This is a genomic window from Dokdonia sp. R86516, from assembly GCF_044596715.1.
Taxonomy (GTDB): domain Bacteria; phylum Bacteroidota; class Bacteroidia; order Flavobacteriales; family Flavobacteriaceae; genus Dokdonia.
On record NZ_CP138998.1, the window covers coordinates 513,398 to 540,000 of the forward strand.

The following is a 26,603-nucleotide window of genomic DNA, read 5'->3' on the forward strand; positions in this document are numbered from 1 at the left end:
ATGAGTACTACGTTTTATATATTTTTAGGATTGATTATTATAGTAGCTTTCCTTCTTGTAGTCGTTATTATGGTACAAAACCCTAAGGGAGGCGGATTATCTTCTTCTTTTGGAGGTGGCGGGACACAACAAATGGGTGGTGTTCAGAAAACTACAGATTTTCTTGACAAAGCTACATGGGCACTTGCGACTATTTTATTAGTACTAATTCTTGCAAGTAACCTAAGTATTTTTGACGGTAGTGTAAGAAATGAGTCTCAAGTTTTTGATGCAGATGCTGTAGAGCAATCTACTCCTGCACCAGCACCGGTAAACCTTCCTGACAATGGAGGAGATCAATAGACTCTCATAACATAACATATTAAAAGAGCCAGCTATTTTAGCTGGCTCTTTTGTTTTATGAAAATTTGTCAGTGCTTAGTGAGTGGCATAATTTCTGTCTTTTACGCTCGCGTAACCAGTTAAGCGTTACAAAAACAATTCAACTCAATAATTAAATCTATAACAATGGCAATTAAAATCAAACCATTAGCAGACCGCGTTGTAATCGAGCCTGTTGCGGCAGAAACTCAAACAGCATCTGGTTTATATATTCCAGATAGCGCACAAGAAAAACAACAAAGAGGTAAAGTAGTAGCTGTAGGATCTGGAACAAAAGATCACGAGATGACCGTTAAAGTGGGTGACACTGTTATATACGGAAAGTATGCGGGTAGTGAACTAAAATTTGACGGTGCAGATTATATGATTATGAAAGAGGATGATATCCTTGCGATTGTATAATACCGCAATAAGCAATATGCTATAAGCTTTAGGCTATGAGAGATTTTAGAAAGTATAATATATGGGAGTTAAGCCACAAACTTACTTTAGATATTTATACTGTTTCTAGAAAATTTCCTCAAAATGAAAGTTATGGCATTGTTTCACAAATACGAAGAGCATCAGCTTCAATACCAACAAATATTGCTGAAGGATGTGGTAGAGATAGTGATGCAGAATTCAACCGCTTTCTGACAATAGCAATGGGATCGGCAAGCGAAACAGAATATTTACTTATTCTATCAAAAGATCTTCAATATATAAATGATGAACATTTTGAAAATCTAAATTCAAAAGTGAACATTATTAAACAGAAGATTTATTCTTTAAAACAAAAATTAAAATAACAGCTTAAAGCTTATTGCATACAGCATAAAGCTTTTCGCGAAAGCAAAAGAAAATGGCAAAAGACATTCAATTTAATATAGAAGCACGCGACGGATTAAAGCGTGGTGTAGATAAACTTGCAAACGCGGTAAAAGTTACTTTAGGACCTAAAGGTCGTAACGTGATTATTTCAAAATCTTTTGGAGCACCACACGTAACAAAAGATGGTGTAACTGTAGCAAAAGAAATAGAACTAGAAGATGCTCTTGAAAATATGGGAGCACAGATGGTAAAAGAAGTTGCTTCAAAAACTAATGACCTTGCTGGTGACGGTACTACTACAGCAACAGTACTTGCACAAGCTATCGTAACAGAAGGACTTAAAAACGTAGCTGCTGGTGCAAACCCAATGGACCTTAAAAGAGGTATTGATAAGGCAGTAGAGGCTATCGTTGCAGATCTAGAAAAGCAAACTGCAAAAGTGGGCAACTCTTCAGACAAGATAAAGCAAGTAGCATCTATCTCTGCAAACAATGATGAAGTGATAGGAGAGCTTATCGCAGAAGCTTTTGGGAAAGTAGGTAAAGAAGGTGTTATCACTGTAGAAGAAGCAAAAGGGACAGAAACGTATGTAGATGTTGTAGAGGGTATGCAGTTTGATCGCGGTTTCCTTTCTCCATACTTTGTGACAAACAGTGAGAAAATGAGTGCAGAGCTAGATAGCCCGTACATCTTACTATTTGACAAGAAGATTTCAAATATGAAAGATTTACTTCCTGTACTTGAGCCTGTGGCGCAAACAGGAAAGCCACTTCTTATCATTGCAGAAGATGTAGATGGAGAAGCACTTGCTACACTTGTGGTAAATAAACTACGTGGTGCTCTTAAAATTGCTGCTGTAAAAGCACCAGGTTTTGGAGATCGTCGTAAGGCTATGCTAGAAGATATTGCTATCCTTACTGGAGGTACTGTAATCTCAGAAGAGAGAGGCTTTACACTAGAAAACACAACGCTAGATATGCTAGGTACTGCAGAGACAGTTACTATAGATAAAGACAACACAACTGTTGTAAACGGATCTGGAGACTCAGATATGATTAAAGCTCGCGTAGGGCAAATCAAATCTCAAATAGAGACTACTACATCAGACTATGATAAAGAAAAGCTACAAGAGCGCCTTGCAAAACTTGCAGGTGGAGTTGCTGTACTTTATGTAGGTGCTGCCTCTGAGGTTGAGATGAAAGAGAAAAAAGACCGTGTAGATGACGCTTTACACGCAACTCGTGCCGCTGTAGAAGAAGGTATCGTTGCCGGTGGAGGTGTTGCTCTTGTGCGTGCAAAGAAATCTCTTGACAAAATCAAAACAGAAAATGCAGACCAAGAGACTGGTGTGCAGATCGTAAACCGTGCGATTGAGTCTCCACTTAGAACGATTGTTTCTAATGCTGGCGGTGAAGGAGCTGTTGTGATTTCTAAAGTACTAGAAGGAAAGAAAGACTTTGGTTTTAACGCAAAAAATGGTGAGTACACCGATATGCTTAAAGCAGGAATTATCGATCCTAAGAAAGTAACACGTGTAGCACTTGAAAATGCTGCTTCTGTTTCTGGAATGATTCTTACTACAGAATGTGCACTTACAGACATTAAAGAAGATGCTCCAGCAGCAATGCCACCTATGGGAGGAGGCGGAATGCCAGGAATGATGTAATGGCGAATCGCCATATATATTTATGAGCTACTCCCGGAGTGGTTCTAAAAATCAAAAACCTCTGCTTTTAAGCAGAGGTTTTTTTATGGTTACTGTTACGCTTTCGCGAAAGCGTAATTACTTCTTTTTGAAATATTGCCATAGAGAAACCCCTATCATAACTAGCAATAATGGAATAATAAAAATCAAATCATAGCGAACCTCAACTCCATAATCGAGATTCTCATCAATTAAATATACTTGAATATTATATTCCCAAACAATATAGAAGAACACTAAAACAATAGTGCAAATCTGGGCCGTGGTAAACTTTAGTTTCATATAAATTTTATAAGCATAATTATTGCCATTACAATCATAATAGCATTCTCAATAAAAGTCGCCTCTGTCATAGGTAGTTTTAAAGCTGTACCTAAACATGCGCATTGAATTTCCTTTTTATTAAACAGTGTTTTAGTCACACCCACCGTGGTAATACCAAGAATAACAATAGTAGCTATAAGTGCTATTTCTACCTGAAAACGCATTAAAAACATAAGCCCTAGTATAGTTTCAATAAATGGATATACCCTACTATAAACCGGTACTGAATGAGCCAGCGGATCATACATAGAAAAGCTTGTTGAAAAACCTTTGAGATCTAGCATTTTAAAGAAGCTAAAGACAATATAAAATAAGCCCATAAAATCTAGCATAGCAGACTGCCAGTTTGCTTCTCTATAATTAAGTAATGTAGATGCTATTGTAATGTAAAACAATATCAAAAACAACGGTTTGAGTTGTTGCCATTTTGATTCTTCAACCACTTGGGCAGCTTTCTCACTATTTACAAACACTCCAGAACTACTCTCTTGCGTTTCACTAGCAGCTCTCGAGACAATTTTTGATGACAAGCTATATTTTTCTGGCAAAGCATCTTGCAGTGTCTTTATAGAAATATGATCAAGCATCATAAGGATAGCCTCTTCATCTTCTAGAGAAACAATTACATTTGTAACACCATCAATATCGCCTAGCTTTTTTTCTACACCTGCCCTGCAACCATTACAAGTCATTCCCTTTACCGTATACGCTTGCTTTATCATAGCCATTAGTGATTATGGTCATCATGGTGTTCCTCCTCATGAGGAGCTTCTACGAGCACTTCTTTTTGCTCATAAACACTCAGCGACTTCCCTTTATAATTAGTTACATATAATATCTCACCTACTAGCAACATATCTGTAGGTTTTAAAACAGCGTCATTAATTTCTTGTTTAAAATTTCCCTCATGATCAAAAACTAATACCCTATTATTCTCAAAGTCTGTAGAGAACACTTCATCATCTGAAACATAAATACCTGTGGCTGCATTCATCTTTTGATCTTCGCCTACTGTCATCAGGTGATTTCCTTTTTTATCAAACTTTTGAAGCCTATTGTTATAGGCATCGGCTACCCAGATGGCATCATCTGTGATTTGCACATCAGTAGGGTAGTAAAAATCTCCAGCTGCCTTACCCTCTTTCCCAAACGAAGACCAAGTCACACCATCTTCAGTATATAAAATACGGTTATTATAAAAATCTGCTATGGCTATGGCGTTTCCTCTAGCATCTATACCAGCAGGCGCATCTAGACTATCTGTGATTACAATAGGCTTTTTTGTAGTCCCTAATACAGACAACACCTCATCATTACCGTATTGCGGGATGTATACAATACCAGCATCTGCTGCAATGTGCATAGGCCTATCTAGTGAATCTATAGTTTTCTGTACACTTCCATTAAGGTTGACTTGAACGACCCTATTGTGATCTCCATCACTTAGCCATAGTCCATTTTCATCTTGTGCAATTCCTATTGGATTTATGCCCTGAAGATTAATTGTTTTAGAATGCACCCAAGCGACTTGAGTTTTTGGCTCCTCCTTGCAGCTATATACAGTGAGAGCCGCAATGAGTATAATGTATAAATTTTTCATAGTTGTTTTGTGTTTAAAAAAGAGAGGCAGCGGCATGCTTATCACATAACTGCCTCACTCGTCTCTACCTTAGGGGTGAAAGACACTATTGTACTAAGCGCTCATATTTACAACAAGCCGGAAGATTGTCATAAGCTCCTGCTGTTGCTTTATGAGCTTTTGTGTCGTGACCAGCCTTAGCTATTTCTTTTTGTATCGCATCTGTTGTAGTCTGACTGTTATCAAAACTAACTTCAAGCATTTGATTATTCTGATTCCAAGCAGCGTCTGTCACTCCTTCTATACCGTTTGTAACTTTCAAAATACGTGCCTCACACATTCCACACTTTCCTGCTACAAGCATTTTCTGAGTTTTTACAATGCTCTCTTCTGTTAGCTCCGTAGTATTCGTTTCAGAGAGTTCCACTTGGCCATCAGCTCTAGTGATTTTTGAGGTAATAGGTGTATATCCAGCTTTTTCTACCTGTTTTACGACAGCATCCATCGTAAGTGCTTTTCCTGCAGGATATAAAAAACTAAAGTCGCCTGTTTCAATATCGATGGCTACTTTCTTTATTCCTTTAAACTCTTTGAATTTTTTCTCTAATCCGTATGCACAGAATGGACAACCTAGACCGTCTACCTGTACTTCAAATTGATCCATTTCTTTTTGCGCTTGCACACCCATAGTGGTAAACAAGGCTATTACTAATATTGATATTATTGTTTTCATAGTATTTAATTTAATTCTCTATATGAGATACTGTTATTATTAAAGTATAAAACGTGTTCCTAGATATATAGAATATTTTCTCTCTATTGCCTCAGGAACGTTTTGGCTAAGCGGTACTTGAACCCCTGCTTCCCACGTCCATTGTTTTCTTGCATATTGAATTCCTTGAGCATACAGCAATTCAAATTGATCACGCTCTAAAAACCACTCGCTAGAATATTCGAAATACAAGTTTACTTGATTTACTGGATACGTAGGCTTAAGCAATGGCAATCCAAATCCTAATTTATAAACCAATTTATCAAGAGAACCATCTGGCATCCAGCTATATCCTGCTTCGTTAGAAATACCATATTTAAGCGATTCATAACCTGCTACCACACCATAATACCCTGAGTATTTACCGGTACTTATACCCTCAATATCGAGAGCTTCTCCGGTAGGTAAGGTCTGTAATGTTTTGGCAACCATTCGGAAGGTTTTACCCGTTCCATCTTTTCTATAGAACTGATATTTACCTACAATGTTAATGTCACCTAATGTGCTTCCGCTTCCGCGAAAATCGTCATAATCATAAGTTACGTAAGGTAAATGCACCGCTACAAGTGTGTTAGCTGAAGGTAAATAATGCAGCATAAGAGGTACTCGCGTTGCTGTACCATCTTCTGAAACGCGTATTTCGGTGAGTGTTTTTGCTATAAAACTTCCGCCACCTAACATGATAGGTTTATCTGCGGTAAGTGGTGGTCCTTGTGAGTACGCTTTCGCGAAAGCGAATGTCACCAATAAGACTATAAATATTTTTTTCATTGTGATTCTCGTTATACCCAAAGATTGGGTAATTAGTAATAAAAGTGTAGTTACTAAAAAGAGCAACTAGCTTATATCTTTATGGCATAAAAACCATAGCGGAATCCCAAATATGCAATGATATTGCACGAAGAGATACCTGTGTATACAGGTATTATATTAGGTATTGATTGTAAGCAACTTGATAATCTGTAATTATCAAGGGAGGAGGATGATTTGTAACCGATGCAGAGTGTATATCTGCTTCTACAAAAAGATATGTATAGCTGTAGGTGAAGGCTTTTAAAAATACAAGTTGATCTGTAGTAAATTGATCAAATTGTATTTTGAGCTCATCTTGACCTTCAAAAACGGTTTGCTCATTCTTGCAGCATCCCATTTTTTTGTAAGTGTCTTTGCCATACTTAGCGTCTAAGGATTGCATCATCTCACAAGGAGCAGCTTCACCAAAAATCGCAACATCAATTAAGTGATCTCCACAATAGTGCTTATCTACACTAAAAGACATCGTAGATCCTAGCACTAAAAGCGCTAAAAACAAAGATGTTATTTTATGGAAACCGATTTTCATTAATGCAAAAATAAATAAAAGCCAAATAACAATGATGTTACTTGGCTTTTTAATAACAATTACTGTGCCTATATGATCACATAGTAATTATATAGTAGCACTGATTATAATGAGTATTGCAGTCCAACTGTCACAGTTTCCTTGCGCTTAAGCTGTACTCCATTTACATCTTGCAATAAAGGTGTACCTACCTCAACACCGAGACGTACATTCTTTAATGCTCCTTTGTAAGCATAAAGATTAAACCCTAATCCTCCATCTATATAAGTACCACCAGAGTTTCTAGTATCTGCAGTGATTACCATAAGTGGATTTAAATCTGGATTTGCTCCGTCTATTTCTGAAACTACAGTTCCTTTTACCCTTGCAGAAAAACTAATCCAATCTGTTGCCTTGTAGGCCACCCAGTTATTTAAAGCATAACTATTACCCAAACGGTAGTCACGATCATTAGTACCCGTACGCACAACAGCATCTAGCTGGTTACCACCAGAAAAAGAGTCTGACTGCCAGATATAAGTCGCACCTAGTAATGCATCTAGTGTACCACTTCCTATCTGCATAGGGTAAGGCAATATCACCTCATTACCATTAGATGCAGGAGTAACATCCATTTCATCTATACTTCCCGTAGGTAATGACACCCCTACTTTACCATGTAACTGCTGTCTGTTCTTATTAAAAAGTGTAACTAGACCAGAGATTTTAAGATCTGAGATGCCACTAGATGAAGTTTCAAAATTTCCTCCCATTGCAGTAAGGTGCTCCATATCCATAGATGTGTATCCTATCATTGCAGCTAGGGTTACTTTATCTGATACGGCATACATACCTCCTAACATATGCATATTCATAGGCATATCTGTAGGTGTAACCATATACTCTCCACCATTAGGAAGTAATACACTCTCAAAACTTACATCATCATTACCTCTTTTGAGATCATTCATTTGCATATTCATATATCTATATGAAAACATAAATTCTCCTTTTTTGTGAGTATGGTCACCCATAACAGATATAGGAGCATGCCCATCTGGACGATTACTTGACCAAGGGTTTTGAGTTTGAGTTTCTTGTGCGCTTAATACTGTGGTCATTGCTATAGCAAGCAAAACCATTATAAAATTTTTCATTATTATGTGTAAATTATTGTCTAGTAAAATGGGCATATCTCTTCATAGAGAATGCATAAGGTTTTGAACAGTACATATACGTACCATTCTCATAAATACTATACTGATAGTTGTGGAGGCCAATCTATATCAGATTGATATGAGGCTATTTTACCCTCTATTAAAGGGTAAAAATTCTGAGTGTAATTACTTACTAAAGATGTTATAGCAAATGACTGTTCTGACTGAAAGTATAAGGGGTAAAACGCCCCTACAATACGTAAACCCAGAGTTTCTTTACTACTATCTGAAGTATCTAGTGATAGCTGCTTAGACAAATAACACTTACCGTTACACTGTAGCTTTGGTTTATCTTTATTTACACAATACGTCTCTACTATATAATCTATATTAAGCTCATAGTACAGCATATTGCTTACGTTCATAACTGGACGTAATGCAAAAATGGAAAATAGTATAAGTGCGTAAATTGCTTTCAACAGGTAGGTCTGTTATTGACAAGGAATATATTAAACAAGTCCTTATTGTATCTCCTTATCTACGACACCACACTTCAACATCTTATCACCGTAGTAAGGATTGCGTATTTCTTTAGAATTTGATAACCAGTAAGCACCTTTACCTTCAAATGCCATCGGGCAGTATTGCTTATATATAGTGCCAGATGTAATCTCGTTAGACAAGTACACCTCTACCTTTTTAGAAATATTTTCAAAAGCTACACGTTGCTCTGCAGCATCCTTAGACACTGAGATAAGTGCAAGATCATCGTTTAAACCTTTTGCGATATCACTTTCAGTTTGTGATTCAAGTGTGCTCTTAAAGTTAGAAGCAATTTCTGCAGCTTCGTAAGGATCTGTATTTACCAAGGCTCCTTTTAAACTTAAATATGCTGCGTGAATTTGTGACGCTTCATCCGTCTTAAATGTTACCTCTTCAACAGCGTTAGTCACATTTAAATCTCCATTTTCTGTAACTACAGCGTTTACACCTATTTGAGTAGGTGCCGTTTGTACATCTGAAACTATTTGTTGTTTACACGACACAATCGCTAGAGCTGCTATTACTAATAAAGTGTTTTTCATCTTATAACATGTTAGGCTACAAAAATACACATACCCTATTTATCAACCTTACGGTAATAAAAAAAAGCAGGTAATAAGAGAAAAATTAACAATGGCTGTATTAAGAATCTACGCACATAAAAAAGAGGCAGGTATTCTGAAGGGTTATGATGATGTAGTAGGTAGTAAAATGGCAGTAATAATATCACCAAAACTATCAAGTAAAATATACTCGTGAATTTTAAAATACTCCTATCTGTAAAAACTGCCCATAAAATTCCGAGTGAGAGTGCCATGTTTATAAAGTATCTTAAAAGTACATTTAAAAAGAACTTCCCTTCAATTAATTGTGGTATTGCTGTATTCTGATAATCACCATGGAAGTAATCAATAAGCGGATCGTAAAATAGTTCGCTTTCGCGAAAGCGTACATACAACAACCCCAACAAAAACAATCCACCTATCAGGACGCGGATTAACTTATTCATCCTTCACCGGTTTTTTATAAGAGTTGATCCAACCTATCCATAACAAGAACACGGTACCATAAATTACCGCCGGAAAGATGGTTCCATGAAGTACATCTGCATATTGTGGATATTCATAAATCCCTATGGTAAGTAATGCAATGCGCAAAACATTCATCCCGTAAATGAGCGCTACTCCTCCGAAAATAAATAATAGCGTGCGCTTCACATCTCCAAAAAATGCTAACATAAAGGAAATAAATAATAGCATTACACTTACAGCGTTACAACCTTCTACAACGCGAGCAAGCGTTTTTCCATTCATTGTGAGATTCATAGCAGGTTCCCACTTACTTGGCACCACTTGCATGTCATAACCTAATGATGTGATGACAGATTGACTTTGCCCGGCAACCGTATGTGTAATAATGTCGGGAAAATAGCGACTACTGCCTCCGTAGGTTAAAAATAGTTGGTAAAGCATCACAAAAACCAAATAACTTCCTATGAAGATAATGAGAAATCGAAGTACGGACTTATATTTGCGTAGTAGTTTAAGCAAGGGGCGTGTTTTGACGTCTAAAATACAAGAAAAATGGCTTTTGAAGATTTAAAAATAGAAGTAAGCCGCATCGCGGATAAAAAAGAAGATAGCGCTACAAGCAAAATGACTGCAATATGCGAGTTATTGCGCGAGCGCATAGAATATTATGACTGGGTAGGCTTTTACATGGCAAACCATGAAAAGCGCACATTACACCTAGAAGCATTTGCTGGAGAACCTACAGATCACACGGTAATTCCTTTTGGAAAAGGAATATGCGGTCAGGTAGCAGAATCTAATGCAAACTTTGTAGTGCCAGACGTAAAAGCACAAGACAATTATATTGCTTGCTCTATCACTGTAAAAAGTGAGATTGTTATTCCATTATTTAAAGATGGTAAAAACATAGGGCAGATAGATATAGACTCAAGTCACGTAGATCCTTTTACAAAGGATGATGAAGATTTCCTTGAGTTTGTAAATGTGCAAGTTGCAGCACTGCTGTAAGGAGTACCTCCCACTAATTAAAAAGCCTCAATTCTAAATTTAGAATTGAGGCTTTTTTTTATAATATGTGAAGCTATTACATCCCTGTTCTTATTGCTTCTACAGGATCTAATCGAGAAGCACCTATTGCTGGGATAATCCCTGCGATTATGCCTATGATAAATGTTGTGAAGAGTCCTAAGAAAATATTATCAAAAGATAATACGAACTCAAAGTCTCCCGCAATCTTAGAGACATCTAGCAGCCAGACGATGAGCTGGACCATGACAAGCCCGATAAATCCACCAAAAATAGATAACAATACAGATTCAAATAAAAACTGAAATAAGATGAAACGGCGCTTTGCTCCTAGCGCCTTCTGTATACCTATGAGGTTTGTGCGCTCTTTGACACTCACAAACATAATATTTGCAATCCCGAAACCACCTACTAGTAGTGCAAAGCCACCTATTAACCAGCCCACTGTAGTAAGCACTCCTATAATCCCATCAATAGCATCTGTAAAACCACTCAGTCTATTGATGAAGAAATCACTAGTTTCTCCAGCTTTTATAGACCTACCCGCTCTCATTTTCTGTTCGGCAATAGCGTAGAATTCGTCTGCGTCTTCACCTTCTGCAGGTACGATTGTCATAGTAGGAAATGTAGATCTATTATTATCCCCATAAATACGTCTTATAATATTTACGGGAATTACTATTTTCTCATCCTTAGAGTCTCCAAAGGCGTTGATACCTTGCTTCTTAAGAACTCCAATGATGGTAAATTTTCTACTTAAGGTTTTTATTTGTTTTCCTATTGGGTCTACACCTTCCCCAAAGAAGTTATCACGCAAAACAGATCCTATGATTGCAACGGGAACACCGTTTGTAGATTCCTGTTCATTAAAAAAACGTCCATCTTCAAATTCTAGTTTTTCTATCTCAAAGAGTCCCTCCGTTGCATTATCTACTTGAACACTCTCTACTACTTTACCTTCATAACTTATCTTTTGTGAAGGTATAGACATCGTGTAGTTTATAGCACCTAAGCCAGGCAAATTACGCTGTAAGTTCTGGTAATCCTCGTATGTAACAAGCGGGAAACGCTCTCGCTTCCAGCGTGGAATCTCTGTGGGTCCAAAGGAGATATGACAGATAATCATACTCTCTTGATCAAGGGATGAAAGACTTCCCTTAATGTCTTTTTCAAGTGAATCTACCGCTGCTAGCACCCCGATAATTGAGAAAATCCCAACCGTTACTCCCATCAATGAAAGAAACGTACGAAGCTTGTTATTGCGCAATGCATTTACAGCAAATCTAAAACTCTCCCCTAAGGCTCTTAAATATATTAGCATTGATTGATTTTATCTAAAGATACGAGTAAGACGCCACACACTAAAAATTGTTACAAAGTCATATCAATTTGTTAATAGAAACCCGAAACAAAAAGGCTTGAAATACCTATTTTTGAAGCTTTTAAAACCCACCTTAACGGGATCAACCAAAATCTATTAATTTTCTCACAATGAGCACAACAAAAAAAATAGGCGCAGCACTAATTTCAGTATTTCATAAAGACGGCTTAGCCCCTATCGTTCAAAAGCTTCACGAACAAGGAGTAACCCTCTATTCTACTGGTGGAACAGAGAAGTTTATTAAAGATTTAGGAATCCCAGTTGTGCCTGTTGAGGATGTGACTTCGTACCCTTCTATCTTAGGTGGCCGTGTAAAAACATTACACCCAAAAGTTTTTGGAGGTATTCTTAATCGTCAGGATCACGAAGGTGATGTAAAAGAAATGGAAGAATTTGAAATTCCGCAACTTGATCTTGTAATTGTAGATTTATACCCTTTTGAAAAAACTGTTGCTTCTGGCGCGCCAGAACAAGATATTATAGAAAAAATAGACATCGGTGGTATTTCACTTATACGTGCCGCAGCCAAGAATTTTAAAGACACACTATGTGTATCTTCTATGGAAGATTATGCAGAGGTTCTTGACATTATTACTGCAGGAAACGGAAGTACTACAATAGAAGAGAGAAAACGTTTTGCCGCAAAGAGTTTTGCAGTTTCTTCTCATTATGATACTGCGATCTTTAATTACTTCAATACAGACCAAGAAATCCCGGTACTTAGACATAGTAGTAATGACGGGAAAGCACTTAGATATGGAGAAAACCCGCATCAAAAAGGGTTTTTCTTTGGAGATTTTGATGAAGTTTTTGAGAAGCTTCACGGTAAAGAATTATCATACAACAACCTGCTTGATGTAGATGCTGCCGTAAACTTGATTTCAGAATTTCAAGGAGAAGCACCTACGTTTGCTATTCTTAAACATAACAACGCTTGTGGTTTTGCACAGCGTGAGACTATGCATCAAGCATATGTAGATGCACTAGCTGGAGATCCTACTTCTGCCTTTGGAGGAGTGTTAATCGCAAACGGAAACATAGATATTTCGACTGCAAATGAAATTCATAAATTGTTCTGTGAGGTAGTGATAGCGCCGTCTTACGACGCAGATGCACTAGAAATTTTAAAAGGAAAGAAAAACAGGATAGTCCTTACGCTCAAAAATATCGTATTACCTGAGACAACCGTGCGCACTTGCCTTAACGGAACACTCGTTCAAGGTCGCGATAACAAGACAGATGTGAAGGAAAATTTAACAAACGCAACAACCACTGCTCCTACAGATAAGGAGATAGAAGATTTACTGTTTGCTTCAAAAATATGTAAGCACACAAAATCTAATACCATTGTACTTGCAAAGAACAAACAACTTTGTGCAAGTGGTACAGGTCAAACTTCTAGAGTTGATGCCTTAAGACAAGCTATAGAGAAGGCAACCTCTTTTGGTTTTGATCTTAAAGGATCTGTGATGGCTAGTGATGCATTTTTCCCTTTCCCAGACTGTGTTGAGATTGCAGATAATGCAGGTATCACATCGGTAATTCAACCTGGTGGATCTATAAAAGATCAACTTACCATCGATTACTGTAATGAGAACAATATCTCAATGGTAATGACGGGAACAAGACATTTTAAACATTAATATAAGTTTAAGGGAGTACGCTTTCGCGAAAGCGTAATTTTACCCTTTAATATTTGTACATTTATACAAACGCGTAACTGCTAACATTTAATACCTCCACAATAACCCTATGGGATTTTTTGATTTTTTAACCGAAGATATAGCAATTGACCTCGGTACCGCAAACACACTGATTATTCACAACGACAAGGTAGTGGTAGATAGCCCCTCCATAGTTGCTAGGGATAGGACGACCAAAAAAATCATTGCTGTAGGTAAGGAGGCTGCTCAAATGCAGGGAAAAACGCATGAGAATATCAAAACAATTAGACCTCTTAAGGATGGTGTAATTGCAGATTTTGACGCGAGTGAACAAATGATTGCGATGTTCATTAAAGAAATCCCTGCGCTTAAAAAGAAATTCTTTCCACCAGCATTGCGCATGGTGATTTGTATTCCTTCTGGAATTACAGAAGTAGAGATGCGAGCAGTAAAAGAAAGTGCAGAGCGTGTAAATGGAAAAGAAGTTTACTTAATACACGAGCCTATGGCTGCGGCCATAGGTATAGGTGTAGACATCATGCAACCTAAGGGTAACATGATTGTAGATATAGGTGGTGGTACTACAGAAATTGCGGTGATTGCTCTAGGAGGAATTGTTTGTGATAAGTCTGTAAAAATAGCCGGTGATGTATTTACAAATGATATCATCTATTATATGCGCACCCAGCACAACCTCTACGTAGGTGAGCGCAGTGCCGAAAAAATTAAAATACAAATAGGTGCCGCTACAGAGGATCTTGAAGTTCCGCCAGAGGAAATGAGCGTTCAAGGACGTGATCTTCTTACAGGTAAACCTAAACAAGTGCAAATAAGCTATCGCGAGATTGCAAAGGCACTTGATAAATCTATACTTCGTATAGAGGATGCAGTAATGGAAACATTATCTCAAACTCCTCCAGAACTCGCTGCCGATATTTACAACACAGGAATCTACCTTGCTGGTGGAGGATCTATGTTACGAGGTCTTGACAAGCGTCTTTCTCAAAAAACAGATCTACCTGTTTATATTGCCGAAGATCCGCTTAGGGCTGTAGTAAGAGGTACTGGAATTTGCCTTAAAAATATTGCTAAGTATAAGAGCGTTCTCATTAAATAGAAAACTCTTAAGTTATGCATCAGATTATCAATTTCTTGATCAGGAACAAGCACTTCCTGCTGTTTGCATTTTTACTAATGCTGTCGCTTGTTTTTACGATACAATCGCATTCTTATCACCGTAGTAAATTTGTAAACTCTGCAAACTGGTTTACGGGTGGCATTTATGGATCTGTAACTAGTGTTCAAGATTATTTTAAACTCAAAACATACAACAAACAGCTTCTAGAAGAGAATGCCCGCTTACGCGAAATGTTGAAATCACCTAACGAGGATAATCTAGATCTTGAAGTTCTTACAGATGCAACATCCCCTATCCCGTCAGATAGTTTGCGAAAATTCTCATACATTCCTGCAAAGGTTCTCAATAACAACTACGCAAAGACAGATAATTTCATTACTCTTCTAGGTGGATCAAAAGATAGTATTCACAAAGACCAAGGAGTGATTACTAGCAAAGGAATCGTAGGCATCATTGACAAAACATCTGCTGGCTACAGCACCGTACTATCCATTCTCAACTCTAACTTTACAACAAGTGCAAAGCTAAGAGCGTCAGAACATTTTGGAACAATGCAATGGGACGGAAAAAATCCAAATATCGTTCAGGTTATTGACATGCAACAACAAGCACCTGTAAAACTAGGTGATACCATAGAAACCAGTGGAAAATCGGCAATTTTCCCGAAAGGGATTCCTATAGGTACAGTTGATGAGTTTGAATTAGATCCAAGTAAAAACTTCTATACTCTTTCTATAAAGCTTATAAATGACATGACTAATCTAGGCCATGTATACGTGGTAGAAAACAGTTATAAGAAGGAAATTATAGCACTAGAAACACAGCAGGATGAAGAATAGTGTCTCTGTAAATATTGCTAGGTTTATAGCACTCATGATTGTGCAGATTTACATTTTTAATAATGTAAATCTCTTTGGGTACATCAACCCTTATCCTTACATTTTGTTTCTTTTAGTCTTTCCATTTACAGCCAATAGAGCTTTATATATTTTTATCGCTTTCTTAACGGGGCTTACAATGGACATGTTTGGCAATAGTGGTGGTGTGCATGCGGCAGCCTGCCTCTTCCTTGCATATCTCAGGCCGGTTGCATTGCGCTTCTCTTTTGGAGTAAGCTACGAATACAATGCCATAAAATTATCTAAGGTGAGCTTTTACGAGCGATTCATCTTTATTTCTATAATGGTACTCATTCACCATTTGGTATTGTTTTTACTTGAGGTTTTTAACATAAGTAACATACTCTACACCTTAAACAAGACGTTAATCACTAGTATCTTTACCATTATACTTTGTGTGACTATTAATATCCTTTTTAGCAGCCGTAACGAATGAGAAAATTACTACTACTCTTTATTGTTCTTACTACAGGTGTACTCTTTATTGCTAGACTGTTTTACCTGCAGGTGTATGACACCTCTGCGGCAGTTCTCTCTGAGAGTAACGCTATAAAGCAGCAGTATGAAATACCACAACGTGGCCGTATTTATGATCGCTATGGTAAACTTCTAGTATCTAACCAACCGTCATATGATTTGATGGCGATACCTCGAGAAATCAAACCTTTTGATACACTCAAGCTATGCTCATTATTAAACATTGATAAGGAGAGACTTGTAAAGCAACTTAACAAAGCAATACATTATTCTCCTAGACACCCTTCTGTTATCGTACCTACTATGTCACAAGAAGAGTTTGCATACTTGGGTGAGCAAATGCGCAAGTTTGAGGGTTTCTTTATCCAGAAACGATCGTTACGTGACTATCAGATAGATTTTGGTGCAAACTTCCTAGGCTATATACAAGAAGTACATCAAGGAATCATTAAAGAAAAACCATACTACATAAGCGGTGATCTTATAGGAAGGCAAGGTGTTGAAGAGAAGTACGAAGAAATCTTACGTGGAAAAAAAGGGATTAAGTATCTTCAAAAAGATCGATTTAATCGAGTAATAGGTCCTTACAAAGAAGGTACACTTGACCAAGAACCTGAAGAAGGAAAAAACATACATCTTACTATAGATTCCGAACTTCAAAAGTACGGTCAAGAATTAATGCAAGGTAAGCGTGGCGGTATTGTAGCTATCGAGCCATCTACTGGAGAAATACTAGCATTAGTAACTGCTCCTAATTATGACCCTGCATTAATGGTAGGTCGCGAGCGTTCTAAAAACTACTCAAAACTTGATAATGATTCCATTGCAAAACCTATGTATGACAGGGCGCTACTAGGAGAATATGCACCAGGATCGCCTTTTAAAGCACTCACAGGTCTTATTGCGCTTCAAGAAGGAGCCATTACTCTCAATGACCGAGTATATTGCAATGGAGGAATGCGATATGGTAGAAATAGAAACTTTGGCTGTCACCATCACAAAAGCCCAGTACAAATGATAGATGGTATTGCATATTCTTGTAATGCTTACTTTGGGACCGCTTATTTAAACACTCTTAATAAATATAATACTCCACAAGAAGGGATTACTGCATGGCAAAGCCATCTTAAAAGTTTTGGACTAGGAGATTTTATGGGATATGACTTACCTATAGGAAGACCAGGTTTTATTCCTGGTGAATCATACTATAACAAAACCCATGATTACCCTAATAGAAGATGGGGAAGCGCTGCTACACTATCTAACTCTATTGGTCAAGGAGAGGTAGCCCTCACTCCTATGCAAATGGCACACTTTACGGCAACTATTGCAAATAGAGGTTGGTTTTACAGACCACATATCATAAAAAAAATAGAAGGGCAAGACTCAATCCCTTCACTCTATGAGCAAAAAAATTATACTACTATAGATGCCAAACATTTTGAACCTATTATCCAAGGGCTCAATGATGTTTACAATTATGGAACTGCAGCAAATCTAAAAGTTCCAGGCATAGACATCTCTGGTAAAACAGGGACAGCAGAAAATTATACAAAAATAGATGGGGTAACTACGCAACTTACAGACCACTCAACCTTTGTAGCTTTTGCTCCTAAAGATAATCCTAAGATTGCCATAGCAATCTTTGTAGAAAATGGATATTGGGGATCTCGTTATGGAGGACGTATTGCATCACTTATGATTGAAAAATACATCAATAGAGAAGTGACTCGTAAAGACTTAGAAAACTGGATACTCACCCACTCTCTAGAAGAAGAATATGCAAAACCACTAAGTGGTAAACCTTTTAAAATAAATTACTAATGAGCCGATTTTCACGGAATGTTGGTAGTTTTGATTGGCTACTTATTCTATTATACTTAGCCCTTGTAGCTATAGGTTGGGTTAACATCTACTCTGCTGCCTTTGATCCAGACACAGAAGCCTTTGTAAGTATGAATAACTTGTACTTCAAGCAACTTGTATGGATATTCTTAGGCTTTCTAATTATTACATTTATTCTATTTTTAGATTCAAAATTCTTTGAGCGATTCTCTAGTGTTATTTACATAGGCTCGTTGCTCTCATTAATATTATTATTCGTTTTTGGTAAGACCATATCTGGAGCCACAAGTTGGTACAACCTTGGATTTATGAGTTTGCAGCCTAGTGAATTTGCCAAAGCCGCTACCGCACTAGCGCTTGCCAAATACTTGAGCGATATACAAACCAATATAAAAACTATAAAAGACCAAGTACGGGCGCTTGCTATTATCGCAATACCAGCACTTATCATTGTGCCGCAGCCAGACCCTGGAAGTGCACTAGTTTATGCTGCATTTTTCTTTCCATTATATCGAGAGGGACTTGCCGCTAGTTATTTAATTCTAGGAGCATCTACGATTACTTTATTTGTGCTTACACTAGTTTTAGGACCTATATATGTGTCAGTGATTGTAATTGCGATTGCCTTGATACTGTTTGCTAGAAATAGAAAAAAACGACCTTCCAAACGTCTTTACATAGGTCTCGTAGCAGCTGCATGTCTTTTTGCATTTTCTGTAAACTACATTTTTGAAAATATCTTCGAACAACGACACCGCGACCGTTTTAATATTGTTTTAGGTAAAGAAGTAGATGCAAAAAGTATAGGCTACAACACTCAACAAAGTGAGATTGCCATAGGTAATGGTGGCTGGTTTGGAAGAGGATTTCTAGAAGGAACACAAACTAAAGGTAAGTTTGTTCCTGAACAACATACAGATTATATATTTTCAACGGTAGGTGAAGAGTGGGGATTCTTTGGGAGTACACTTGTCATTATTTTATTTATAGCACTTATTTTAAGAGTCATCCAACTATCAGAAAAACAGAAAAACGACTTCTCTCGGATTTACGGTTACAGCCTGGCAGGAATTTTATTCATTCACTTTGTAGTAAACATAGGGATGGTAATCGGCCTCTTGCCTACGGTAGGAATACCGCTACCATTTTTCAGTTACGGAGGCTCAGGGTTATGGGGCTTCACTATATTACTATTTATCTTTGTAAAACTAGATGGTAATAGAGTAAACGAGTGGTAATCTAAGTACGCTTTCGCGAAAGCGTAAAAATCTAAAGCACAAAAAAAGCGAGCATCACTGCTCGCTTTTTTTACACTAATAACGACTTCTTAATTGTTATCGTCATCACCATTATAATCGTCTGTTCCTTCGATTTCCTCTTCTATTTCTTGACCAGCTTTGTTAGCTCCATTTTCAATAGCATCACCAGTTTTCTCGGCTGCATTTTCAATGGCATCTCCAGCTTCTTCAAGTCCGTTTTCTATATCTTGTCCTGCTGCTTCTGCAGAGTTTTCAATTTTATCTTGAGTTGTTTCTCTACAAGAGATTGTTGAAAATGTAAATCCTACAAGTGCTAGTACTACAAATACTTTTTTCATAATAATGATTGTTTATTGGTTAGAATGTAAAAGTACTGCTACAGTTCATGGAGTACTGTTAATGAGTAGTTACAATTAACTTATATTATTCATAATTTTAAAATTAATATCAGATACCTTTGCGGCAAAATTCTTCCAGTGATAAAAGGAGTAGTTTACATGCTTATTGCCGCATTTGCGTTTACGTGGATGAACTTACTGGCAAAATACCTAGAAGATTTTCACCCGCTACAAGTTGTATTCTTTAGATGTGTGGGTACCTTTATTTTCATTTTTCCTTATATGCTAATCAAGAAGGTTCCCGTTATAGGAAATAATTTTTCTTGGCTCATAACTAGAGGGATATTGAGTTTTGTTTCTCTCGCTCTTTATTTTGTGGTCATACAGCGCATCCCATTAGGATCTGCAGTTGCTTTACGATATACAGCTCCTTTATTTAGTGCCATTTTTGCGTTGTGGTTTTTAAAGGAAAAGGTAAAACCATGGCAATGGGTTGCATTAATAATTTCAGTCATAGGAGCACTGGTTTTAAAAGGAGTGGATTTTAGAATAGATACCATAAGTTTTATACTCATCATTCTGTCCTCTGTACTCGTAGGTGGTGTGTTTACCATCGTACGTTACTTAGGGTCACGTGAGCACTTTTTAACCATAATCAACTACTTTATGGTAATCTCCATCATAGGAAGCCTTTTCTTCATACAACACTGGCGTATGCCTGTGGGTGTTGAGTGGTGGTATGTGAGTGGCATTGGAGTGTTCGGGCTTTTTGGACAAGTTTTCTTAACGCGTTCTTTTCAGCTTGCAGACACAGCTACCGTAGCTCCTATTAAATACATGGAACTCGTATATGCGTTAATATTAGGTTATTTCCTTTTTAATGAACGCTACGATACTGCTCCTCTAGTAGGGATGGGAATTCTGGTTATAGGGATGCTCCTTAACGTTTGGGTAAAGAGAAGAGCTTAGCGTAGCTGTAGTATAGGTTTTATATAGAATTACGCTTTCGCGAAAGCATAAAAAAAGCGAACTCCATCAAGAGTTCGCTTTTTATAATTAAGAGATTTAAATTTCTAGTTCTTCACTGGCTCTTTACTCTCATTCAAAAGTACCGGAGTACCATAACCTAGCTGCTCTAGTTTATCCATCTGTGTTTTCTTATCACCTACTATCAAGTATATCATTTTATCTGGATTAAGATATTTATCTGATAGCTTCTTAATTTCTTCTACTGTCATGTTTTCTACAATAGTCTGGCGATCCTTGATATAATCTGGAGATATACCCAAGTTTGCAATATCATCTAGCATATTGAGCTTTGCTCCCATAGTTTCAAAAGCACGTGCTTGACTTTTTAATAGAAAACTTTTTGAGACGTCAAGATCTTGTTGGGTAAAGTTTTTCCCATAGTTCTTAAGAATATCTTTTACTAGCGCCGAAGATTCATAGGTAACGTTTGACCTTACACCACTTGCGATAGCAAACGCTCCAGGTAGTGTGGATCCAGAAAAACCTGAACGTATCCCATAAGTGTATCCTTTTCCTTCTCTAAGCTCCTGTGTAAGTTGTGAGGCAAAACCACCACCACCTAAACGGTAATTCATCATTTGTGCTGGGTAAAAATCTTTATCGGTTTCTGCCATTGCTGGGTATCCAAAACGAAGTACAGACTGCTTTGCATCTGGCACATCATAAAAATACACGTTAGATTGCTCTGGAGCCTTAGGAACGGCTACTACGGGTATTGTAAATTCTCTAGCCTTCCAGCTGTCATTAAGATCTGCAAGAACTGCTGTTGCTTGTTCTTTACCTACGGCACCTACTACTTGCATCTTAGCAACATTAGGAACTACATAATCTGTATAATAACTCTTTAAATCTTCGATTGTGATTGCTTTTACAGAGGCTGGAGTTCCTAATGTATTTTGAGCTAGTAAGCTACGCTCTCCATATATTAATTTATCAAATTTTATGGCCGCAATACTATTAGGATTTGCCTGCTGCTGCTCCAGACGACTTAAGGTACTCTGCTTTAATAAGTCAAACTCTGTCTTATCCCAACGTGGTTGTAAGAGGATTTCTTGAACCAACGCAATGGTTTTATCATAGTTTTTAGCCAGTGTATTACCACCTATGTATATATTCTCTTTGTCTGAGTACGTGTAAATATTTGCTCCTAGGCTTTCTATCTCATTTTCAAGAGCAGCGGTGGTTTTTGTCGCAGTTCCTTTCATAAGTAAATCTGCGAGTAAGCTAGAAACGCCTACTTTATTAATATCCTCTAGAAGTAATCCTCCACGTATATTCATTTGGAATTGTACGAGTGGTACTTCGTCATTTTCGATGCCATATACTTCAAGTCCAGAAGAGAGTTTACCTTCCCAAACATTAGGAACAGTAACTTGAGCAGTAGTGCCATATGCTGGCTCTTTACTACGATCAAATGATGAAGGAGTACGCTCATAATCTGCTGCGATACTCGCATCAAATGTCTCCTCTGCTCCTTCTACTATTTTTTCTTCTACTACTTGTGCTAGTTCAGAATCTTCAAGTGCAAGTGCTGTTTGACCTATAGGCACAAAACTAGTAGCGATATAGTTTTTACCTTTTATGTATTGTTCGTAAACGCGTTGTACATCTTCCTTAGTCACTGCAAGAATACGATCTACATCTTCTGTGATGTATGCAGGATCACCAGCAAAAATCTCATACTGCGCTAGCTGAAATCCTTTTCCTAATACACTTGATAAGCCGTTATAAAACTGTGTTTCTTGCCCTGCTTTAATTCTGTCTAAATCTTTTTGTGAGATTCCCTCTAATTCAAATTTTGTAAAAGCCTCATTAACTCCTACAAGTACCTCGTCAAGATCTTTTCCAGGATATGCATTTACACTTAGACCAAATTCTCCAGCAAGTTCAGAACCAAAATTGAACATTCTCACACCAGCCGTAAGCTGCTTCTCATCAATTAAAATCTTATTAAACGGAGCATTCTTTCCTTTAGAGAGGTAACTAGCTAGAACTTCAAGTGCATAAGAGTCCTTATCATAATTAGGCACCGTAGGCCATGTCATTGATAATTGTGGTAATCTAGCAAAGTTATCTTCATAATAAAGTCGCTTTGTATTTGCTACTGTTACTGGTTGCTTTTCCATTGCTGGAACTTCCTCTCCTCTAGGAATTTCGCCAAAATATTTTTCTACCCACTCCTTAGTTTGCGCGATATCAAAATCTCCAGCGATGGTAAGCGTTGTATTATTAGGCGTGTACCATCGATTATAAAAATCCTTTACATCTTGTAATGTTGCGTTTTGTAAATCTTCTAGCGAGCCTATTACCTGCCAGTTATAAGGGTGATTTTCTGGGTAAAGATTCTTCCCTACCACATAACGTGCGTGACCATAAGGACGGTTATCTACAGACTGTCTTTTTTCATTCTTTACCACTTGCTTTTCTTTGGCAAGCACTGGATCTGTTACCGTATTTATGAAGTATCCAAGCTTATCTGCTTCTGCCCAAATCATTTTTTCAAGAGCATCTTTTGGTACTGTTTGAAAATAGTTTGTGCGATCACGACTTGTAGATCCGTTTGCTCCAGAACCACCTATACGCGCACTCATTGCATCTAGCCCACCTTTTCCTAAGTTTTCAGATTCTAAAAATAATAAGTGCTCAAATAAGTGTGCAAAACCTGTACGTCCTTCTATCTCTCTTGCAGATCCTACGTGTGCAGTAAGTGCTACTGCAACTACTGGATCTGAGTCGTCTTGATGTAAGATTACGGTAAGCCCATTATCTAGCGTAAACTTTTCAAATGGAACGTTGAATTGTGGGGTTTCCGCTTTCGCGAAAGCGGTATTATCTCCACCTTCTTGCTTACACGAGAATGTGATAGTTACCAGCGCAATAAGGGCTATAAGACGTGTGATTTTCATCGAAAATATATTAAAATTAAAGAGGATCAAGATAACCAAAACAGAAACCGAAAAGTTGTTAAATAGTGTTAACGCGATTAATCACAAATAACCAATGTTAATAACTAAAATGAGTTTACCTACGACTTAAATAGGAATATTTCCATAATTTTGGATTAATTCTATATTATGCAGCGTACAATTATTCATTTTGATCTTGATACTTTCTTCGTTTCTTGTGAGCGTAGGTTAGATAGTCGCCTTATGGGCAAACCCGTTATTGTAGGTGGTACTGGTGATCGCGGCGTGGTAAGTGCTGCAAGTTATGAAGCTCGTACCTATGGTGTACATAGCGCTATGCCTATTAAAGTAGCTAGACAGCTATGCCCTAATGGGATTTACATACGAGGAAATGGTGGTACGTATTCAAAAATGTCTAAAGAGGTAACGCAAATTCTACAAGAAGAACTCCCTGTTCTTGAAAAAGCAAGTGTAGATGAGTTTTATGGTGATCTCACTGGGATGGATAAGTTTTTTGGAGCCTATAAATATTCAAAAGAGCTTCGCCAGCGTATTATGCGAGAAACAGGTTTACCTATTTCCTTCGGGATGTCTCCTAATAAAACGGTATCAAAAGTAGCTACTGGAGAAGCAAAACCTAATAATGAGATTAAAATTGACCCTGGTTATGAGAAAGTATTTCTTGCACCATTATCTATCAAAAAAATTCCTTCGGTAGGACAGAAGACTTTTACTCAGTTTTGTAATCTCGGTGTGCGCACGGTAGATCTTGTTCAACAAATGCCTGTAGAAATGATGACTTCTGTTTTTGGAAAAAATGGACGCATTATCTGGGAGCGTTGTAATGGTATTGATGACAGCCCTATTGTGGAGTATCACGAACGTAAATCTATCTCTAGTGAACGCACTTATGGTCAAGATACTATTGACATGGTTAAGTTACATACTACTATAACTGCCATGGCAGAAAATCTAGCTTTCCAACTTAGACGAGGCAACAAACTCACTTCTGTCGTAACAGTAAAAATCAGATATTCAGATTTTCAAACATACTCAAAACAGCTACGTGTTCCCTACACTGCTGCAGATCATGTTCTCATCCCCACCGTAACAAAACTTTTTAATAAACTCAATAATCGTAGGATGCTTATTAGGTTAGTAGGCGTACGCTTTGGTGGTCTTACAGAAGGGCACTATCAAATAGATCTTTTTGAGAATACTAATAAGACCGTAAATCTGTATAAAGCCATGGATGAATTAAGAAATAAATATGGTGATCATAGCGTGCGACGAGCAAATACTATAGGTGAAGGATCTAGAACCATAGGTAATCAAGGTAATCCTTTTAATGGAGAGCCTCCTATACTGTTAGCTCATAGACATCAGTAATAAGTGACTCTTTATTTTATCAAAACCCCAAGTCTAAGACAATGTATCTCAATAATCACTCTTATTATAGTTTACGGTATGGAACAATTTCTGAAGAGGAATTACTAGACCTAGCGATACATGAAGGATGTACTCATTTTGCACTTACAGATATTAATAATACCTCTGGCTGTTTGAATTTTGTGCGTCGCGCAAAAGAAAAAAATATAAAACCCATCATAGGAGTTGATTTTAGAAACAATACGAAGCAATGCTACGTTGCACTTGCAATGAATAACCAAGGCTTCCTTGAGATAAACAACTACTTATCAAAACACTTACATAACAAAACTGCATTTCCAGATCAAGCTCCGAATTTTGAAAATGTAATTATTGTTTATCCATTTGAAAATGCAATGGAGTTAGATAAAATAACTTTCGCTGATAATGAATACATAGGTGTGCGAGCAAAAGATATTTACAAACTCAAATTTTCTTCTCTTAATTCTTTATCAAAAAAGTTAGTTATTCTTCACACGGTAAGCTTTCGCGATAAGCGAGATTTCAACACGCATCGTTTATTAAGAGCTATAGATACTAATGTGTTACTTAGCACGCTACCATCTACAGATCAAGGAAGTCCTAATGACTTCATGTACTCAAGAAAAGAGATTATTCAGGTTTTTAAAGACTATCCATCACTTATTGATAACACAATTAACCTCTTACAAGAATGTAACATTGATTTCAATTTCAGTAAAAATAAACCCTCACAAAACTTAACTACACTATTAGAAAGTCCCGAAGCAGATTATAAAAAGCTACTCGAGCTTTGTGAAAGGGGATTAAAAGAACGTTATGAAGTTGTAGATGATATCATCAAAAATCGCTTAAAGAAAGAGCTAGATCTTATTAAACATCTTGACTACGTCGCATTCTTTCTTATAAATTGGAAAATTATAGAATATGCTCGTAGTAAAGACTATTACTACGTAGGGAGAGGGAGTGGCGCAAACAGTATTGTGGCATACTTATTACGTATTACAGATGTAGACCCTATAGAACTCGATTTATATTTTGAACGCTTTATGAATCTCTATAGAGCAACACCTCCAGATTTTGACATAGATTTTTCTACCTGGGATCGTGAGGACGTTACAGATTATATTTTTAAAGAGTTCAAAGGAAAAAATCAAGTTGCACTGCTAGGCTCATATGTGACATTTAAACACAGTGGAGCAGTAAGAGAATTAGGTAAAGTATTTGGGTTGCCTAAGTACGAAATTGACAAACTAAGCGATGGTCGCTATGATCCAAATAGTCTAGATGATATAAAAAAACTAGTTTTAAAATATGCGCAGGTATTACATGGCAGACCTAATTATACGAGTATCCATGCTGCTGGCATATTGATATCTAGTAAACCTATTCATTACTTTTCTGCTACAAATCTACCTCCTAAAGGTTTTCCTACGGTACAATTTGACATGCACATAGCAGAAGATGTAGGGCTTTACAAATTTGACATCCTTGGGCAACGTGGTCTCGGAAAAATAAAAGATGCAGTAGCTGTCATAAAAAAGAATCATCCCGGGATTACACTTCCAGATATACATAACGCAAAACAGTTTTTTACAGATGATCGCATAA

26 protein-coding genes (1 of these 26 cut by a window edge) are annotated in these 26,603 nt (G+C 37.3%); 14 read left to right on the forward strand and 12 right to left on the reverse strand.

All coding sequences use genetic code 11. The features are described from left to right. The 4 genes from secG to groL all read left to right on the forward strand — a co-directional run bounded on the left by secG (nt 1) and on the right by groL (nt 2,857). Nucleotides 1-342, forward strand: coding sequence for a preprotein translocase subunit SecG (gene secG / locus SJY23_RS02450; protein ID WP_035335742.1), 342 nt, complete (start codon nt 1-3; stop codon nt 340-342). 165 nt (nt 343-507) lie between these two features. Next, the gene (gene groES, locus SJY23_RS02455; RefSeq protein WP_035335741.1) at nt 508-783 is read left to right on the forward strand and encodes a co-chaperone GroES; all 276 of its coding nucleotides are present in this window, start codon (nt 508-510) and stop codon (nt 781-783) included. 35 nt (nt 784-818) lie between these two features. Beyond that, complete coding sequence (locus SJY23_RS02460; RefSeq protein ID WP_396597315.1) at nt 819-1,169, forward strand: four helix bundle protein; 351 nt, start codon at nt 819-821, stop codon at nt 1,167-1,169. Between the two features lie 53 nt (nt 1,170-1,222). Continuing rightward, nucleotides 1,223-2,857 (forward strand): chaperonin GroEL, encoded by a 1,635-nt coding sequence (gene groL, locus SJY23_RS02465; protein ID WP_021778235.1) that lies wholly within the window; start codon nt 1,223-1,225, stop codon nt 2,855-2,857. Between the two features lie 317 nt (nt 2,858-3,174). Here the strand turns inward: groL and SJY23_RS02470 are convergent, their stop codons facing one another. The 9 genes from SJY23_RS02470 to xrtF form a co-directional block, all read right to left on the reverse strand. Then, nucleotides 3,175-3,942 (reverse strand): heavy-metal-associated domain-containing protein, encoded by a 768-nt coding sequence (locus SJY23_RS02470; protein WP_396597316.1) that lies wholly within the window; start codon nt 3,940-3,942, stop codon nt 3,175-3,177. 5 nt (nt 3,943-3,947) lie between these two features. After that, complete coding sequence (locus SJY23_RS02475; protein WP_396597317.1) at nt 3,948-4,820, reverse strand: NHL repeat-containing protein; 873 nt, start codon at nt 4,818-4,820, stop codon at nt 3,948-3,950. Between the two features lie 85 nt (nt 4,821-4,905). Continuing rightward, nucleotides 4,906-5,532 carry a heavy-metal-associated domain-containing protein gene (locus SJY23_RS02480; RefSeq protein ID WP_396597318.1) on the reverse strand — a complete coding sequence of 209 codons (627 nt, stop codon included), beginning with the start codon at nt 5,530-5,532 and terminating at the stop codon, nt 4,906-4,908. A gap of 39 nt (nt 5,533-5,571) precedes the next feature. Then, nucleotides 5,572-6,342, reverse strand: a complete 771-nt coding sequence (locus tag SJY23_RS02485; RefSeq protein ID WP_035335737.1) for a hypothetical protein — start codon at nt 6,340-6,342, stop codon at nt 5,572-5,574. 154 nt (nt 6,343-6,496) lie between these two features. Further along, nucleotides 6,497-6,913 carry an HYC_CC_PP family protein gene (locus tag SJY23_RS02490; RefSeq protein WP_396597319.1) on the reverse strand — a complete coding sequence of 139 codons (417 nt, stop codon included), beginning with the start codon at nt 6,911-6,913 and terminating at the stop codon, nt 6,497-6,499. A gap of 104 nt (nt 6,914-7,017) precedes the next feature. Then, complete coding sequence (locus SJY23_RS02495; RefSeq protein ID WP_035335735.1) at nt 7,018-8,049, reverse strand: alpha amylase catalytic subdomain protein; 1,032 nt, start codon at nt 8,047-8,049, stop codon at nt 7,018-7,020. A gap of 521 nt (nt 8,050-8,570) precedes the next feature. Next, the gene (locus tag SJY23_RS02500) at nt 8,571-9,134 is read right to left on the reverse strand and encodes a DUF3347 domain-containing protein (protein WP_396597320.1); all 564 of its coding nucleotides are present in this window, start codon (nt 9,132-9,134) and stop codon (nt 8,571-8,573) included. 35 nt (nt 9,135-9,169) lie between these two features. Then, a complete protein-coding gene (locus SJY23_RS02505) occupies nt 9,170-9,601 on the reverse strand; it encodes an exosortase F system-associated membrane protein (protein WP_396597321.1) in 432 nt (143 codons plus the stop codon). Beyond that, the gene (gene xrtF, locus SJY23_RS02510) at nt 9,594-10,142 is read right to left on the reverse strand and encodes an exosortase family protein XrtF (RefSeq protein ID WP_396597322.1); all 549 of its coding nucleotides are present in this window, start codon (nt 10,140-10,142) and stop codon (nt 9,594-9,596) included. The genes SJY23_RS02505 and xrtF overlap by 8 nt, the downstream gene beginning before the upstream one ends. A gap of 33 nt (nt 10,143-10,175) precedes the next feature. On the opposite strand from xrtF, the gene SJY23_RS02515 reads away from it, so the two are divergent. Further along, nucleotides 10,176-10,631: a GAF domain-containing protein gene (locus tag SJY23_RS02515; protein ID WP_013751147.1), complete on the forward strand. Its 456-nt coding sequence runs from the start codon at nt 10,176-10,178 to the stop codon at nt 10,629-10,631. Between the two features lie 76 nt (nt 10,632-10,707). Here the strand turns inward: SJY23_RS02515 and SJY23_RS02520 are convergent, their stop codons facing one another. Next, a complete protein-coding gene (locus SJY23_RS02520) occupies nt 10,708-11,970 on the reverse strand; it encodes an ABC transporter permease (RefSeq protein WP_396597323.1) in 1,263 nt (420 codons plus the stop codon). 170 nt (nt 11,971-12,140) lie between these two features. Here SJY23_RS02520 and purH point away from each other — a divergent pair, with 170 nt between their 5' ends. The 6 genes from purH to rodA all read left to right on the forward strand — a co-directional run bounded on the left by purH (nt 12,141) and on the right by rodA (nt 19,291). Further along, a complete protein-coding gene (purH, locus tag SJY23_RS02525) occupies nt 12,141-13,673 on the forward strand; it encodes a bifunctional phosphoribosylaminoimidazolecarboxamide formyltransferase/IMP cyclohydrolase (RefSeq protein ID WP_298330639.1) in 1,533 nt (510 codons plus the stop codon). Nucleotides 13,674-13,782: 109 nt separating this feature from the next. Beyond that, nucleotides 13,783-14,811, forward strand: coding sequence for a rod shape-determining protein (locus SJY23_RS02530; protein ID WP_013751144.1), 1,029 nt, complete (start codon nt 13,783-13,785; stop codon nt 14,809-14,811). A gap of 14 nt (nt 14,812-14,825) precedes the next feature. Further along, on the forward strand, nt 14,826-15,671 hold the full coding sequence (gene mreC, locus SJY23_RS02535; RefSeq protein WP_396597324.1) for a rod shape-determining protein MreC: 846 nt from the start codon (nt 14,826-14,828) through the stop codon (nt 15,669-15,671). Then, complete coding sequence (locus SJY23_RS02540) at nt 15,661-16,167, forward strand: rod shape-determining protein MreD (protein ID WP_396597325.1); 507 nt, start codon at nt 15,661-15,663, stop codon at nt 16,165-16,167. Before mreC ends, SJY23_RS02540 begins: the two co-directional genes overlap by 11 nt. Beyond that, on the forward strand, nt 16,164-18,032 hold the full coding sequence (gene mrdA, locus SJY23_RS02545; protein WP_396597326.1) for a penicillin-binding protein 2: 1,869 nt from the start codon (nt 16,164-16,166) through the stop codon (nt 18,030-18,032). The genes SJY23_RS02540 and mrdA overlap by 4 nt, the downstream gene beginning before the upstream one ends. Beyond that, nucleotides 18,032-19,291 (forward strand): rod shape-determining protein RodA, encoded by a 1,260-nt coding sequence (rodA, locus tag SJY23_RS02550; RefSeq protein WP_035335727.1) that lies wholly within the window; start codon nt 18,032-18,034, stop codon nt 19,289-19,291. The genes mrdA and rodA overlap by 1 nt, the downstream gene beginning before the upstream one ends. A gap of 89 nt (nt 19,292-19,380) precedes the next feature. Here the strand turns inward: rodA and SJY23_RS02555 are convergent, their stop codons facing one another. Continuing rightward, nucleotides 19,381-19,650, reverse strand: coding sequence for a hypothetical protein (locus SJY23_RS02555; RefSeq protein ID WP_035335726.1), 270 nt, complete (start codon nt 19,648-19,650; stop codon nt 19,381-19,383). 138 nt (nt 19,651-19,788) lie between these two features. Between SJY23_RS02555 and SJY23_RS02560 the strand changes: the two genes are divergently transcribed. Then, a complete protein-coding gene (locus tag SJY23_RS02560; protein WP_396597327.1) occupies nt 19,789-20,619 on the forward strand; it encodes a DMT family transporter in 831 nt (276 codons plus the stop codon). Between the two features lie 104 nt (nt 20,620-20,723). On the opposite strand, the gene SJY23_RS02565 is transcribed toward SJY23_RS02560, so the two are convergent. Beyond that, nucleotides 20,724-23,585 carry a M16 family metallopeptidase gene (locus SJY23_RS02565; protein WP_396597328.1) on the reverse strand — a complete coding sequence of 954 codons (2,862 nt, stop codon included), beginning with the start codon at nt 23,583-23,585 and terminating at the stop codon, nt 20,724-20,726. Nucleotides 23,586-23,753: 168 nt separating this feature from the next. Between SJY23_RS02565 and dinB the strand changes: the two genes are divergently transcribed. Next, nucleotides 23,754-24,974 (forward strand): DNA polymerase IV, encoded by a 1,221-nt coding sequence (dinB, locus tag SJY23_RS02570; protein WP_396597329.1) that lies wholly within the window; start codon nt 23,754-23,756, stop codon nt 24,972-24,974. 41 nt (nt 24,975-25,015) lie between these two features. After that, nucleotides 25,016-26,603, forward strand: partial view of a DNA polymerase III subunit alpha gene (locus SJY23_RS02575; protein WP_396597330.1) — the 5' portion only. It continues 1,445 nt past the right edge of the window; the window shows 1,588 of its 3,033 coding nt (coding positions 1-1,588); its start codon is at nt 25,016-25,018; the stop codon falls past the right edge of the window.

Excerpts from the sequence above, each read along its gene's own strand:
- secG (WP_035335742.1), top strand. The coding sequence starts at position 1 with ATGAGTACTACGTTTTATATATTTTTAGGATTGATTATTATAGTAGCT.
- groES (WP_035335741.1), top strand. The coding sequence starts at position 508 with ATGGCAATTAAAATCAAACCATTAGCAGACCGCGTTGTAATCGAGCCT.
- SJY23_RS02460 (WP_396597315.1), top strand. The coding sequence starts at position 819 with ATGAGAGATTTTAGAAAGTATAATATATGGGAGTTAAGCCACAAACTT.
- groL (WP_021778235.1), top strand. The coding sequence starts at position 1,223 with ATGGCAAAAGACATTCAATTTAATATAGAAGCACGCGACGGATTAAAG.
- SJY23_RS02470 (WP_396597316.1), bottom strand. The coding sequence starts at position 3,942 with ATGATAAAGCAAGCGTATACGGTAAAGGGAATGACTTGTAATGGTTGC.
- SJY23_RS02475 (WP_396597317.1), bottom strand. The coding sequence starts at position 4,820 with ATGAAAAATTTATACATTATACTCATTGCGGCTCTCACTGTATATAGC.
- SJY23_RS02480 (WP_396597318.1), bottom strand. The coding sequence starts at position 5,532 with ATGAAAACAATAATATCAATATTAGTAATAGCCTTGTTTACCACTATG.
- SJY23_RS02485 (WP_035335737.1), bottom strand. The coding sequence starts at position 6,342 with ATGAAAAAAATATTTATAGTCTTATTGGTGACATTCGCTTTCGCGAAA.
- SJY23_RS02490 (WP_396597319.1), bottom strand. The coding sequence starts at position 6,913 with ATGAAAATCGGTTTCCATAAAATAACATCTTTGTTTTTAGCGCTTTTA.
- SJY23_RS02495 (WP_035335735.1), bottom strand. The coding sequence starts at position 8,049 with ATGAAAAATTTTATAATGGTTTTGCTTGCTATAGCAATGACCACAGTA.
- SJY23_RS02500 (WP_396597320.1), bottom strand. The coding sequence starts at position 9,134 with ATGAAAAACACTTTATTAGTAATAGCAGCTCTAGCGATTGTGTCGTGT.
- SJY23_RS02505 (WP_396597321.1), bottom strand. The coding sequence starts at position 9,601 with ATGAATAAGTTAATCCGCGTCCTGATAGGTGGATTGTTTTTGTTGGGG.
- SJY23_RS02515 (WP_013751147.1), top strand. The coding sequence starts at position 10,176 with ATGGCTTTTGAAGATTTAAAAATAGAAGTAAGCCGCATCGCGGATAAA.
- SJY23_RS02520 (WP_396597323.1), bottom strand. The coding sequence starts at position 11,970 with ATGCTAATATATTTAAGAGCCTTAGGGGAGAGTTTTAGATTTGCTGTA.
- purH (WP_298330639.1), top strand. The coding sequence starts at position 12,141 with ATGAGCACAACAAAAAAAATAGGCGCAGCACTAATTTCAGTATTTCAT.
- SJY23_RS02530 (WP_013751144.1), top strand. The coding sequence starts at position 13,783 with ATGGGATTTTTTGATTTTTTAACCGAAGATATAGCAATTGACCTCGGT.
- mreC (WP_396597324.1), top strand. The coding sequence starts at position 14,826 with ATGCATCAGATTATCAATTTCTTGATCAGGAACAAGCACTTCCTGCTG.
- SJY23_RS02540 (WP_396597325.1), top strand. The coding sequence starts at position 15,661 with ATGAAGAATAGTGTCTCTGTAAATATTGCTAGGTTTATAGCACTCATG.
- mrdA (WP_396597326.1), top strand. The coding sequence starts at position 16,164 with ATGAGAAAATTACTACTACTCTTTATTGTTCTTACTACAGGTGTACTC.
- rodA (WP_035335727.1), top strand. The coding sequence starts at position 18,032 with ATGAGCCGATTTTCACGGAATGTTGGTAGTTTTGATTGGCTACTTATT.
- SJY23_RS02555 (WP_035335726.1), bottom strand. The coding sequence starts at position 19,650 with ATGAAAAAAGTATTTGTAGTACTAGCACTTGTAGGATTTACATTTTCA.
- SJY23_RS02565 (WP_396597328.1), bottom strand. The coding sequence starts at position 23,585 with ATGAAAATCACACGTCTTATAGCCCTTATTGCGCTGGTAACTATCACA.
- dinB (WP_396597329.1), top strand. The coding sequence starts at position 23,754 with ATGCAGCGTACAATTATTCATTTTGATCTTGATACTTTCTTCGTTTCT.